The following is a 13,455-nucleotide window of genomic DNA, read 5'->3' on the forward strand; positions in this document are numbered from 1 at the left end:
GAGACCTGCCGCATGACCGATATCACCGCGCTCACCGCCGAATCGATGGCCACCAAGCTGCGTGCGCGGGAGCTGAGCACGCGGGAGGTGCTGGCGGCCCACAAGGCGCAGACCGAGGCGCGGCAGGGCACGGTCAACGCTTTCATCACACTGGATTGGGCAGCGGCTGAGGCGCGGGCTGCGGAGCTGGACGCACTGGCCGCGCGCGGGGAATTTGCCGGGCCGCTGCACGGGCTGCCAGCAGCCATCAAGGATTGCTTCGAAACCGAGGGCCTGCGCACAACCTGGGGCTCAAAAAGCTTTGAAGCCCATGTTCCGGATTATGACGCGCTGCATGTGGCCCGGCTGCGGGCAGCCGGTGCGGTGATCATCGGCAAAAGCAACACGCCGGAGTTCACCCTGTCCGGCCAGACAAGCAATCTGGTGGCCGGGACCACCCGCAACCCGCTGGACCCGGAGAAATCCGTCGCTGGCAGCTCTGGCGGCGCGGCGGCAGTGCTGGCCGCACACATGGCGGCGCTGGCCGATGGATCGGACCTCGGCGGCAGCACCCGCACGCCTGCGGCCTGGTGCGGGGTTGTGGGGATGCGCCCGACCTCCGGCCTGATCCCCTATGGCCCGAATCCGTCCCCGTTTGACGGGCTGTCGGTGCCGGGCCCGATGGCACGGAACGTGCGGGACCTGGTGCTGATGCTGGAGGTGATGCAGGGCAATGCGGCCTGCCAGCCGCTGGGGTACTGGCAGGAGCTGCCGCGGCTGGCGGACCTGGAAGAGGCCCCTGCCCGGCGCACAGGCCGGGCGGCGCTGTCACTGTCGCCGTTTGGTGCAAGCGTTGAGCCGTCGGTACAAGCGGCGGTTGCCCCGGTTGAAAGGCTCTGCCGCGAGATGGGCTGGCAGGTGGCGGAAGACGCGCCGCCCCTGGAGCCGCTCATGGCGCATGGCGACATCATCCGGGGCCAATGCGCGCTGCAGCTGCGCGCGGCGCTGGCGCCGGACATGGCACTGGCAGGCGAAAGCTACCGCACCGCCTGCGCCCAGGCCGAGGGGCGCGGCCTGGCGGAGCTGATCGCCTATCAGACTACCCGCGCCAAGGTCTGGGTAGATGTCTGCACCTTCTTTGAGCACTATGACTTTGCCCTCTGGCCCACCGCGACGGGCATGCCGTTTTCCGCTGACCTGCGCGACGGGGAGATCACCGAGGACTGGCGCACGGTGACGCTGACCCCGCCGATGGAGCTGCCCTCAATCTCGATCCCTTTCGGCACCTCTGCGGACGGAATGCCGGCGGGGCTGCACATCACCGGGCCAAGAGGGTCGGACGCACGGCTGCTGCAATTTGCCCGCAGCATTGAGCGGGCAATCCAGGGCTGACGTGCCTCAGCGCATCCAGAAGCCTTCGGACTTGATCCGGTTGCGGATCGCCTGCTCGCGGCGAGGCAGGTTTTCGCGGTCAAACAGCGCCCGCACCTTCCTGCCGCGGCCCTGATAGACCATGCGCTTGATCGGCTCGTAACCCTTCAGCACCTTCTTGATCCGGTTCGGCGCGGCAACCTCGTGCAGCACCTCCACCACGCGGTCGCTTTCGCGCGCATAAAGCAGCGGGAACAGCCGGTAGTGGCAGCTGGTTTCGCCGTCCAGATAGCCTGCGGGCAGCGCATACCGGCCGCCTCCGAAGGAATGGATCACCAAGGGCAGCACGATCTGGTCCAGCCAGGGGTCCAGGCTTTGGCCCGCCAGTTCCGGCGGCGGGTCGTTGCGGACCGATTGCGCATAGACCAGAAAGCGTTTGCCAAAGGCCCGCGGGCAGGCGCCATAGAAGAAGCCCGCGTTGAAATAGAGGTAACGCTTCCAGTATTCATCCGGCTGGCTGAGATCGAGGCTGGACAGGAAATCAAGGCCGAAGCGGTCATAGAGCGCCTGCCAGATGCCCGCGTAGCCCGGCCCATAAAGCGTCGGCTTCGGCCAGGTGCCCTCGACCCGCAGCGAGGCGCAGGGGCGGGAGAAGTCAAACGGCACCTCTGCCAGCTCACCGGTGATCAGCGTGTCAGTGTCGAAGAACACAAACGGCTCCCCCTCGGGCAGCGCCTGCAGCGCCTCGATCTTGTTGCCATAGGGGTAGGCCGCACCGAACAGCTTGCTTTCGAAAGGCAGGATCTCTGCGCCCAGATCCGCAAGCGCCTGCAGGACATCCTGATTGCGGATGCCAGGATCCTTGTCCCACAGCGGTCCAGGCTGCGGCACCGCCACGAACAGGCGGCCGGCAAATCCCGGGGAACAATGGCGCAACGAGGCGGCAAACAGCAGCGCCTCATACTGCAGCCGGCCCGCCTGGCCGACGATCATCACGTTGAAGGGGGCATTTGCCATTGTTTTCCCCGTTTTCCGTCTCTGCCGGGCGGTTAGGACTGCGCGTTAAGGCCGCAAAGAGAATTGCCTGCTAAGGTAGCTATAAGCCGGCAAGGTGCCGTGCAACAGGCCAATGGAATTTCGGGACGCCTTGTGACGCAAAGGGCGCCCGTGAGTGGAGAGAGACGATGTTTGATGTGATCCTGGCCATTATTGCCGCTTCCGCGCAGCCCGGGACGGAGGGCCGCACGCAGGAAACTGCGGCTGCAGCGCCCGCTCCGGCAGCCGCGCAAACCGCCCTGGCAGCGGAACCGCAGGAGGCCACCGGCCGCTTCACCACCGCGCTGGAGGTCAAGCCGATCCTGGCCGCAACCCAGGCCAACTGGATCCATGTGCGCGAGCTTGACGGACAGGACCTGCTTTACGTGACCCACCTGTGGTCCTGGCGCTGCGGGCTGGCGCAGGTCAGGCTGGGAGTGAACGGTGCGGCGCCGGAAATCTGGCCGCTGCCGGACTGCCACCTGGAGGAAGGCTTTCCCAACATGATCAAGGAAGAGGACGGCCTGCCCTACCGCAGCTACCCGCTGGGCTCGATCCAGCAGATCGCGGTCGAGGTGACCTATGACGACCTGACGACCGAAAACCTGACATTCGGCCGCAACGGCCAGCCGGTGCAATAGGCTGCAGCCGGCCTGCAATCTGCCGAGGGAACCTAGCTCCAGCTTCCGAAGCATCCTCACGTGCGAATTTATCGAGAAAGGTCGCACAAACCCGGCGCTTGTGGACCTCTGTCGTGTCCTGGCGGGCGTCCAGATATGCGCGTAGGCGCTCCGGCCTTGCAAGATGCATCAGCGATGCCGGCAGGGCCAGTCCGCCTCCGAGCGGCTCCGAGATTCCCACCCCCAGGCCGCGAAAACCCCGCCCAGATCAACGGCAGATCCTCGTAGCACCAGACGGTGACCGGTATCTGCGGTACCGCTTGCGCCCCGGCACCGCGTTGCCCAGGAGCACCAATGTCCCGGTAACTTTCAGCAGCAGATCTTCCTCGGCCGCATGAGCTCCGCAGTGAATGACAACCTGCATGAGCAGACCTGCGATTGCCTACCGCTTGTGTTCAGACCTGCTTCGGCTCGGCTGCCGGGTCCAACTGGCAGCCAGGGGCAGACCGGCTCTGCGGTGCCATTTCGTCAGGTTCTCTTCTGCAACTGTGCAGGCCAGTATGTTTGCTGAAAAAGACCTCTTGCGACGGACCTGTGAAGGATGCTAAGCGCGGTTTCACAGCTCAGCGCCCCTATAGCTCAGCTGGTAGAGCAACTGATTTGTAATCAGTAGGTCCGCGGTTCGAGTCCGTGTGGGGGCACCATCACTTCAGCTAACACATTGGTTTCGCTTCAGCTTTTTGCATGTGCAAGGAGCCGCAGACCATGTCGGAGACCATTTCGCCTGTGTTCACCTTCGTGAAAGATGGCGTTTTTTACTTCAGCCGCCGCATCCCCAAAGACCTGAAAAAGCACTACACCTCACCTCGCATCGCCTACTCTTTACGAACGCGGTCTGCTCGCATCGCTGAAGCGCGGGCCAGAAGTGCCGCCGATCAGTTGGATGAGTACTGGTATCACCTCCGCTCAAAGGATGTGGAGCTGCCGGGCAAGCATATGCTGAGAATGCAGTCAGAGGGGCGCGTCGTGGTCAGTGCAGCAGCTCCTGAGGTTTCCTCTTCATCTGTTCTTTTGTCCGAAGCTGTTAGCATCTACCTGCGCCTGAAAGGTCTTCACCACCCAGCAGATGCTTCTATCGCGGCTTCGAGGAAGTCGTTTCGAAACTTGTCCGACGTTCCACTACCTGGGTCTTCCCCGTGAGGTCCGCGTTTGGGATGAGGCGATGGAGCCTGGGCAGGTGGTCATGCTTTCGAGTGATGACATCGGGGGCCTACTGGGTTGCCTGCGTCGTGTCTCGGCAGACTTCGCAGACAAGATGGATGGTTTGATGGAGCGGCTGCGCAAGGCGGACATTGGGTCCTTGTTCCGGTTCCCGGTTCTGGAATCTGAGGCTTTACAACGCGCTATGGCGATGCTCGGAGACGACAGACGGACAGTACATGTGGAAGCACTGGCGGAGCTATCGGACCAAGAGGTGCGTGTCGCTTCTGGTTAGGGCAGTCAGCGTGTTTCCGTGCTGGCCAAGACACTACTGCCAGAAGACCTGGCCCCTGTTCTGGTTCTGGACGCATCTGCGCGGGTGCGTGAGACCTACAAGCTGTGGAACGAGAAGCGTGGCGGGTTAGTATTTCTGCCAGCGGCGACCAAGGACTACAGCCCGTTGACGATCCACGTCGCCAAGAAGGGGGCAGGCAAAAGCAGTTGGGAGCAGGGAGGTGTCGCTTTGGCTGAGATTGTCGCCGAGATGCGCTGTTGCAATCTGGAAGATCGCTGTCTGATCGTTCACCACAAGACTGACCGGCACCTTGACGTCCCCGGCCTCATCAGCACCACCCTTGATCCCAATGCCTTAGACAACACCAGCTTCCTGCACTGGGGTATGCACCGGGCGACCAACGAAAACGCTGATGTGCCTACCGTGGTTCTGGCGGGGACTTTCAACTTACCCCCCAGCCACTACCTGGGTCTTGCTCACGCCAGCCTCGGTTTACCCATGTCTACGACGACCCCCAAAGATGTGGTGAAGCGCGTCGAACTCGGCGAACATGGCCATGCCATTGTGCAGGCCGTTGGCCGTGGCGTCACCCGTGGATGCTCTGACGGAAAGTGCTTGCCTGGTGAGGTCTACATCATCGCGGCAGCGGGGTCTGGTATCGAAGCAGCTCTCCGAGACTGGTTCCCAGGAGCGACAGTGAAGCGCTGGTATCCTACCAATCGCCCCGCCCTTACTGGAAAGGCCGCCCAAGCCGCTGCCTTCATTGAGCAACGCCTGAAAGAAAACCCAGTTGGACCCATCCTGTTCCAAGATGTCATGGATCACATCGGCTGTAGAGACAGGAGCAACTTCAACAGGACCGTTCGAGACAATGAGCTGTTCAAGCTATGGCTGTCAGACAGGGGTTTCGTCGAGGTCAAGCTGCCGGGCATCCGGGGCAAGGCTAACGCGTTCCAGGCCGAACCACCGTTGCTTGCAGCTGCTTGTGTCGAGCCGCCCCAAAATGTTCAGGGGCCAAAAATCTGAGCGCCCTACCTAAAGGGTGCTTATCGGCGTTTCCCCCCATATCTTCGGAACCGTGCGGGCTATCACCGACTTTGCCGCAAGCAAGCTTGGACTGACCCTGACCGACCCGTTCAAAGGGGTATACTAAGACCGAGAGGCCGGGGTCAGTGATTGCAACCCGATCCCCGCCGATGCCCTGAGTGAGGTTCAACGCCAGTGTCGCCAGATGACCGGCGCCTTGGCAAACGCGTTCTCCCCAAAAAACATTTGCCGAGGCGCTTCAGTCCTGGCGCGCCAATTTTGGTAGACGCGCCAGGCTTACGCTGCACCCGCGAAAGCAGGCGCAGCGGGAGGAGACCTAGGCCCTGTTGTGGAAGATGAAGCCGATGAAGTTCAGCAAGAGTTGCGCGGCCAGGATCTGGGTGCTCTCAGCCGGATCATAGGCCGGGGCGACCTCCACCAGGTCGATCCCCACCACATCGCCGCGCTTGGACAGGCCCTGCAGGATCTCCAGCACGTCATAATACTGGAAGCCGCCGTGGCTGGGGGTGCCGGTGCCGGGCGCAATCGAGGGGCAGAAGGCGTCGATGTCGATGGTCACGTAATAGCGCGCGCCTTCGGGGATGCGCCCCAGCACGGCGTCCGTCCCCAGCTTGCGCACCTGGCGCACCGACAGGATGTCGGAGCCGCGCTCGCGGGCGTCGATGTAGCCTTCCTTGGCAGTCGAGGACACGTTGCGGATGCCCAGCTGGGTCATGCCGGAGACGTAATCCTTCTCGATCGCGCGGCGCATCGGGTTGCCGTGGCCGTCGGTGACGCCCTTGCGCTCGTCGACGAAGTCCAGATGCGCGTCGACCTGGATCACATGGATCGGGCCGTTCTTTTCGCAGTCTTCCTTATAGGCGTTGATGCAGGGGATGTTGATCGAATGGTCGCCGCCAATGGTTACCGGAATGGCGCCCGCATCGAGGATCTTCTTCACGCCGTATTCGATATTGGCGTGGCTCTCCTCGGTCTTGGTGTGGATGATGTCGGCATCGCCCAGATCGACGATCCGCACGTCCGCGCCCAGATAGGTGGCGTCATCCTCGTGATCATAGGCGCCGGCGTGGCCGAAGCTGAACAGCGTCGAGGCCTCGCGCACCGCCCGCGGGCCGAACCGCGCGCCGGAGCGGAACTGGCAGCCGAAGTCAAACGGCGCGCCCAGGATCGCAACGTCGGCGTCGATGTTGTCCCAATCTTCGACATAGGGCTTCTTGCCGAAGGTGGCGATGCCGACAAAGGGCAGGTTCAGGCGGCCGGATTCGTAACCGTGTGCAGACATGTTGATTCTCCGTTTTTCTTAACGATAGGCCAGTTCCGGCAGGAACAGGGCGATTTGCGGGAAGGCGACCAGCAGGCCGGTCACGAGCAAGAGGATGACGAGGAAGGGCGGCACGCCCCGCACCACCTCGACAAAGGGGCGGCGGAACACCGCGATGGCGGTGAACAGGTTGCAGCCAAACGGCGGGGTTGCGGCACCGATAGCGACCTGCAGGGTGATCAGCACACCGACCAGCACCGGATCGAGGCCAGCCGCTTTGATCATCGGGGCAAAGATCGGCACCAGGATCAGGATGACCACAATCGAGTCGACAAACATGCAGCCGAGGAAGAAGGCGAGGTTCACCGCCACCAGCACCATCAGCGGCCCGGCCTCATCCAGCCCCAGCGAGGCGATGATCTGCTGCGGCACCTGGGCAAAGCTCAGCGTCCAGCTGAAGGCCGCTCCTGCCGCGATCAGGATGAACACCACCGAGGTGATCGCACCGGTCGACAACGCAATATCCCACAGGTCGCGCAAGCGGACCGAGCGGAAGATCAGCACCTCCAGCACTGCCGCATAGAGCACGCAGATCGCGGCCGCCTCGGTCGGCGAGAACACCCCGCCGTAGATGCCGCCCACGATGATCGCCGGGAACCCCATCGGCCACAGCGCGCGGCGCATGGCGGTGAAACGCTGGCCCCAGCCCTCGCGCGGCAGCACCGGGATGTCGTGGCGGTAAGCGTAGACCATGCAATAGGCCGAGAACAGCACCACGATCAGCAGCCCCGGCACGATGCCCGCGATGAACAGCTGCGAGATCGAGGTGCCGGAGACCACGCCATAGATGATCATGCCGATGGAGGGCGGGATCAGATAGGCCAGGTCCGCGGCATTGACGATCAGGCCGATGGCAAAGCTGTCCTTGTAGCCGGATTTCAGCATCCGGGGCCGCATCGCACCGCCAATCGCCACCACGGTTGCCTGGGTCGAGCCGCAGACCGCGCCGAACAGCGCACAGGCCGAGGTCACGGAAATTGCAAGGCCGCCCTTGATATGGCCCATGAAGCTCATGACGACGTCAATCAGCCGGTTGGCGGAATGGCCGCGGGTAATGATATCAGCGGCCAGGATGAACATCGGCACCGCAATCAGCGCCGCGGGCTTCACACCGCCAATCATCTGCTGGATCAGGATCTGCAGGCTCATGTCCGGGAAGTAGACAAGGAAGCCCAGCACCGCAGCCGAGATCAGCGGCATCTTCATCGGGAACCCTGACAGCAGCAGCAGGATCATCACGGCAAGCATCAGTTCGGTCATGATTTTTCCCCTTTCCCGGTGTCTGCGGCGCCGGCCTCTTCATAGCGCTGGATCGCGGCGGCGGTTTCCGGGTCTTCGTAGCTGTCCACCTCCAGGTAGGAGACATAGATTTCCGCTTCGGCAAAGTTCAGGTTGCGCAGCGCGGTCAGCAGGTATTGCAGCGCGGTCAGCGCCAGCCCGATCACCACCCAGACATAGGTGAGGTACAGGGGCAGTTGCAGCGCCGGGGTGATGCGGCCGCGGCTGGCGACCTTCTGCACATATTCCAGCGCGTACCAGGCCAGCAGTCCCATCATCACCGCGGTGGTGGCAGCGATCACCACCATCAGCCCCTTGCGCATCTTCACAGGCAGCGCGTCATAGACCGCCGACATGCGGATATGGATGCCCTTGCGGGTGGCATAGCCCAGCCCCATGAAGGTGACGATGACAATCAGGAACTCGTTCAGCTCCTCGGAGAAATAGATCGACTGGTTGAACACGTAGCGGCCAAAGACATTGGCGATGGTGTTGCCGGCCATCAGGATTATCCCCCAGCCCAGGATCCAGACTTCGGCACGCCCGATGGTGCCATCAATCTTGCCCAGAAGGCCGAAGGGAGCGGGTTTGGCAGGTAGCATGATATCCTCCCCTGGATTGGCCCCGCGCAAAAGCGGCGCGGGGCCGGAAGCGGGCTCAGCTGCCCGCCAGTTCCGCCTGCAGCGCGTCCAGCAGCTCCTGGCCGCGGGTGCCAGCGGTCTCGACATAGGCCGCCGCGGTATCGCCCGAGCGGGCGCGGAAGGCGTCACGCTCTTGCTCGGTCAGCACCACCAGGCCGATGTCCGGCTTGGCGTCCTTGATCACGTCCAGACGCTGCTGGTTGAAGTCGGTGACAACACCGTCGATGTAGCCGGTCATGCCCGCCATGGTGTCGCGCACCAGCTGCTGGCGGTCGGGGCTCAATGTGGCAAACCAGTCGGAGCCTGCGACCACGGTGGTCACCAGTTCCTGCTCGCCGGCCCAGATCAGATGGCTGGTGACCTCATAGAACTTCATCTCCTCGATGGTCGGGATCGGGTTCACCTGGCCGTCCACCGCACCCAGCTGCAGCGCGCCGAACACTTCGCCAAACGGCAGCGGGGTCGGGCTGGCGCCCATGTTCTTGTAGGTCTCCAGCAGGATCGGCGACACCATCACCCGCATCTTGAAGTTCTCGAAGTCCTCCGGCGTGCGGATCTCGCGGTTGGTGGTCCACACCTGCGGGCCTTCGGAATACATGGTCATGATTTCCAGGCCGCGTTTCTGAAAATCTTCGTTCAGCGGGCCGTAGATGGTGTCCGAGTTGCTGAGGATCTTCGAAATCGCCGCCGGATCGGAGGGCAGCAGATAGGGCAGCAGGAACACCTGGCTTTCCGGCACAATGGTGCCCAGGTTGCCGATCGACACATTGGTCAGCTGGATGACGCCATCGGCCGCCTGCTCCACCGTCTCGGTCGGGGTGCCGAGCGTGCCCATCGGATAGACGGTAACGGTCACATCGCCTTCGGTCGCTGCCTCGATGCGCTTTTTGAACTCCTGCGCATAGGCGTCCATGATCGAGCCCGGAATCTCCTCGATGGCGAATTTCCAGTCCTCGGCAAAGACGGCGGCGGGCGCCAGGCTCAGCAGCGCGGCGGCGGCGGTGGTTTTCAGGTGTTTCAAGCTAAGGGCCATGCGGGTCTCCTCCCAATTGGCATGGTTGACGGGAATGGAGGACACCTCAGCATGAGCCGAATGTTTGAAAAATATTACATTGATTATCTTCGCATAAGAAATTTTCATGTAATTCAGCGTCAGCCACAAAAGAGCCGTGCCATGAAACTGTTGCGCAACACGCTGCTAGAGACCTTTGTTACCGTCGTTGAGTGCGGCGGCTTTTCTGATGCGCAATACGCCCTTGGCGTCACTCAATCTGCTATCAGCATCCGTATCCGCGACCTGGAAACCTCGCTGGGCTACCGGATCTGCGAACGCGGCCGTGGCGGCTTCCGCCTGACGGAACGCGGCGAGATCGCCTATCAGAAAGCCCGCGAAATTCTGCGCAGTGCGCGCGACTTCGACGCCGAGTTGCTGGAGCTGAGGAATACCATCGCCGGAGATCTGAGGATCGGCGTCGTGGATGCGATCGACAGCTTTCCCAGCCTGAAACTCGTAAATGCTTTGCAGAGGTTCCTCGCGCGCCCGAATGAAGTCAGGATCGAAATTGTTGTGGCCTCCCCCGCGGACCTGACACAACAGCTGATCAGCGGTGAATTGAATGTTGCCGTGGCGCCATTCCGAAACCAGGTGCCAGAGCTGGAGTATTCAGAACTATGCAGTGAAGAGCACAGACTCTACTGCGCGCAGGGACATCCTTTGTTCGCCGAACCGGACAGTGAAATCGGTCTTGAAACCATCGGCCGGTATCAGCTGTGCCAGCGTTCATATGACATGCTGGTATCGCCGGAACTCGGATCGCCGGAACCGACGGCGGTCGTGGCTAACATGGAGGCCATGGCGATGCTCATCGAAACGGGTCATTTTCTGGGACCATTGCCAACACATTTTGCCCTCAGGCGGGTTGCAGAAGGCAAGTTCCGGGAAATCAGGAACAGCAAAATGCGATGGAACTCCACCTTCTATCTCGCAACCCGCCGTGTTCATGTTCTCAGGCACGCAGTGGACCTGTTTGCCCAAGATATGCGGTACGCCTGCCTTGATGAAAGCAAACCTCTGGAGTGATGCGCTGCTGCGTACACTAGGCGCCAGATTCATTGAATTTCAGAGCCAGAAGATGACGGCGGCAGCGAGTGCGATGGCTGAGAGGAAGACCTTCGGGCGCCTGTCGTAACGTGCAGCGGCACGCCGCCAGTCCTTTAGCCTGCCGAACATGAACTCGATGCGGTTGCGTCGCTGGTACCTGTGTTTGTCGTATCGGACGGGTTTGTCACGCGAGTTCCTGCCTGGGATGCAAGGGCGCATCCCCTTGTCGTTCAAGGCACCTCGGAACCAGTCGGCATCACAACCCGGCCAGCAATCCTCCAAGCGGCGGCGGGCAAGCTTCTCAAGAACGCCCTGGATCCGGTGCAGTCACTGACCTGACCGGCGGTCATGAAGAACCGGATCGGACGGCCAGAGGCGTCTGTAACGGCATGAAGTTTGGTGTTCATGCCGCCTTTGGTTCGCCCGATCAGACGTCCACGCCGCCCTTTTCCACTGCCAGGCAGGACGCCGTGCGGTGGGCCTTCAGGTAGGCCGCGTCAATCATGACTGCCTTGTAAACCGCGTGCCCGGCAGCCAGCCTTGCCATGATCCGGGCAAACACGCCCTTGTCGCTCCATCGCTTCCAACGGTTGTAGAGCGTCTTCGGCGGGCCATGCTCTCTCGGAGCATCTGACCAACGCAACCCGTTGCGGTTGATGAAGAAAATTCCGCTCAGCACACGCCGATCATCCGCACGCGGCTAACCGTGGCTCTTCAGAAAGTACGGCCTCAACCGCGCCAATTCTTCGTCGGCCAGCCAAAACGAGTTGCTCTTCACGCCTCCTGAGGTCCGGGAGATTGAAACAGCCTGGCACGGAGACTGCAACCAAATCAATGGGTCCAGAGCCTAATACTACCAGCAATCCCGTTCTGCACCCTGCCAACGCTGATTGCGTTTGCACAAAGATATTGTCAGGCCCGGGAACGAAAGCAAGGGCAGCGCTCATGGCGGCGAAAGCGAGCAAGTTTTCAACTGCGGGCATTGATGGCTCCCTGAGGGCTGTGGGTTTCATTGTGTCTGGCCTGCCGGAAAAAGACGGCCACCAGAACTGTGCAGGCGGTCAAACCGATACTCAGGGGCAGCGCCGATCCGGCATAGAACAATCCAGTGGCTTATCCCGCTGCCACGCGAAGGCTGACCCGAATACTGCCTTTTGCTGCAGAAGCGGCACCGGCGTGCGTCCAGAAAGGCTGCACAGCGCGGGCGGTAGCACTGGGCAAGACAATGGAAAGGCCGAAGACGCTGATGGCGGCCGGCCCCGCCACGGCCAGAGGCGCGTGAACTTCCGACCGGGCAAGGGTAAGCATGATCAGCCCCCCAGCCATAGAAGCTGTGAGGCCAATTGCCGAAACGAGATGAAACGGAAGATGCCGGAGCAGCCAGGCATTCAGTAGTGCTCCGCATACCAGAGCCGAAGCGGAGAGTGCGAAATAGTGCCCGTCGTCTGCGCATGACTTGCAGCGGAATGTGCGAGACTAAAGCCCTCAAAAAGTTGTTAACCGAGCGCCCACCGTCCTTTCTTGTTGCGCAAACGCAACAAATGCTGCGGTTGCAACACTACCTACGCGGTAGCGGGAAAGAAAAAAGTGGTTCAAAAACAGTGATCTTTATAGCTGCCTATTCTTTTGGCAAACAGCACTACCACCTTCGAACACAAGGCAAAAAAACACCTGTCGCCTTTATGCCCCCAGACATATCCACAACTTCAGTGGAAGCAATCTCTGTTGATCGAAAGCCACTAACATGCAGAGGGATTGATTCTGCGGCAGACGGTCGCATTCATTGCCTGGAAGGGGCTTTCAAAAAGCAGTTGTGCAAGTCCTTCCCTGCTTATCACTTACATTGCGACAAAGCGACGGAACCGTAAAGCTGCACCAGTTTCAAGTTATCCTGCCCGGTACGCCAAGTGGCCGACCCTAGGCCATGCGAAACAAGTACAGTTCAGTAGTTACGCAATTCTCAGCACGTTACGAATCCACATCAATAGGTTGTTGTCGACGCAGTTTCTGAAATTTATTTCTGCCAGATTTTCGCAGAAATTCTGATCATTAGCAGAACCCTTCTTCACCCCCTGCTTGAACCCCACCTGATGCAATGATCATGTTCTGCATCCCCAATGAGAAGGAACCCTTGTTCTGCCTGCTCGCCGCACGGGTGCAAATTCCACTTTTCAAGAAGACGCAAAAATGGAATTACAGAACACTCACACTCATATCCAGGTTACACATCCGGGCCGGACTGCTGCGAACATCAAGGTGCCGCCCCCTTTCAGAAGCCAGAGCATGGCGCGCACGGACTTGCCGCGCTGGCAAGCCCAAGGGATATTCCTTGAAAGACTTCAGCTTCGATCGCCAGGCCCAGAACAGGCAAAAAGCTCCCCCGTCCTGCACGGACAATCCTCGTGTGGCATTCTTGCCGCACAGGCCAAAGGGGAAATCCGCCCGCTGAAGGAGGCTTCGGCTAAACTCCAATTAATGCAACGAAATTCAATTGGAACTCCGATCCGCGTTAGTGTGCAGAGCTTGATTTTCAAATAATTTCTTGAAATTTTCGCAAAATGGGAATA

General features: G+C 60.9%; 10 protein-coding genes, 1 tRNA gene and 1 pseudogene. 6 read left to right on the forward strand and 6 right to left on the reverse strand.

The window, feature by feature from the left end; genetic code table 11:
- The first annotated feature begins 12 nt into the window (after nt 1-12).
- Complete coding sequence (locus AC58NV_RS18165) at nt 13-1,371, forward strand: amidase (protein WP_497228368.1); 1,359 nt, start codon at nt 13-15, stop codon at nt 1,369-1,371.
- A 6-nt stretch (nt 1,372-1,377) separates the two neighbouring features.
- Here the strand turns inward: AC58NV_RS18165 and AC58NV_RS18170 are convergent, their stop codons facing one another.
- On the reverse strand, nt 1,378-2,367 hold the full coding sequence (locus tag AC58NV_RS18170) for a GT-B fold glycosyltransferase domain-containing protein (protein WP_497228369.1): 990 nt from the start codon (nt 2,365-2,367) through the stop codon (nt 1,378-1,380).
- A gap of 167 nt (nt 2,368-2,534) precedes the next feature.
- On the opposite strand from AC58NV_RS18170, the gene AC58NV_RS18175 reads away from it, so the two are divergent.
- From AC58NV_RS18175 to AC58NV_RS18190, 4 genes are all read left to right on the forward strand, one after another.
- Nucleotides 2,535-3,026 (forward strand): hypothetical protein, encoded by a 492-nt coding sequence (locus tag AC58NV_RS18175; RefSeq protein WP_497228370.1) that lies wholly within the window; start codon nt 2,535-2,537, stop codon nt 3,024-3,026.
- 607 nt (nt 3,027-3,633) lie between these two features.
- Nucleotides 3,634-3,709: transfer RNA gene (locus AC58NV_RS18180), tRNA-Thr, on the forward strand.
- Between the two features lie 61 nt (nt 3,710-3,770).
- On the forward strand, nt 3,771-4,205 hold the full coding sequence (locus AC58NV_RS18185) for a DUF6538 domain-containing protein (protein WP_497228371.1): 435 nt from the start codon (nt 3,771-3,773) through the stop codon (nt 4,203-4,205).
- 313 nt (nt 4,206-4,518) lie between these two features.
- Nucleotides 4,519-5,526 carry a hypothetical protein gene (locus tag AC58NV_RS18190; protein WP_497228372.1) on the forward strand — a complete coding sequence of 336 codons (1,008 nt, stop codon included), beginning with the start codon at nt 4,519-4,521 and terminating at the stop codon, nt 5,524-5,526.
- A 337-nt stretch (nt 5,527-5,863) separates the two neighbouring features.
- Here AC58NV_RS18190 and speB read toward each other — a convergent pair whose 3' ends face one another.
- The 4 genes from speB to AC58NV_RS18210 are packed head-to-tail and all read right to left on the reverse strand — an operon-like array spanning nt 5,864 to nt 9,820.
- The gene (speB, locus tag AC58NV_RS18195) at nt 5,864-6,829 is read right to left on the reverse strand and encodes an agmatinase (RefSeq protein WP_497228373.1); all 966 of its coding nucleotides are present in this window, start codon (nt 6,827-6,829) and stop codon (nt 5,864-5,866) included.
- Between the two features lie 18 nt (nt 6,830-6,847).
- Nucleotides 6,848-8,128, reverse strand: coding sequence for a TRAP transporter large permease (locus AC58NV_RS18200; RefSeq protein WP_497228374.1), 1,281 nt, complete (start codon nt 8,126-8,128; stop codon nt 6,848-6,850).
- On the reverse strand, nt 8,125-8,748 hold the full coding sequence (locus AC58NV_RS18205; RefSeq protein WP_497228375.1) for a TRAP transporter small permease: 624 nt from the start codon (nt 8,746-8,748) through the stop codon (nt 8,125-8,127). Before AC58NV_RS18205 ends, AC58NV_RS18200 begins: the two co-directional genes overlap by 4 nt.
- A 55-nt stretch (nt 8,749-8,803) precedes the next feature.
- Nucleotides 8,804-9,820, reverse strand: coding sequence for a TRAP transporter substrate-binding protein (locus AC58NV_RS18210; protein ID WP_497228376.1), 1,017 nt, complete (start codon nt 9,818-9,820; stop codon nt 8,804-8,806).
- A 51-nt stretch (nt 9,821-9,871) separates the two neighbouring features.
- Here AC58NV_RS18210 and AC58NV_RS18215 point away from each other — a divergent pair, with 51 nt between their 5' ends.
- Nucleotides 9,872-10,867, forward strand: a complete 996-nt coding sequence (locus tag AC58NV_RS18215; protein WP_497228377.1) for a LysR family transcriptional regulator — start codon at nt 9,872-9,874, stop codon at nt 10,865-10,867.
- A 39-nt stretch (nt 10,868-10,906) separates the two neighbouring features.
- On the opposite strand, the pseudogene AC58NV_RS18220 reads toward AC58NV_RS18215, so the two are convergent.
- Nucleotides 10,907-11,666, reverse strand: a pseudogene (locus tag AC58NV_RS18220) (IS5 family transposase).
- Nucleotides 11,667-13,455 lie beyond the last annotated feature (1,789 nt).

The sequence above is a fragment of the Leisingera sp. ANG49 genome, assembly GCF_059694505.1.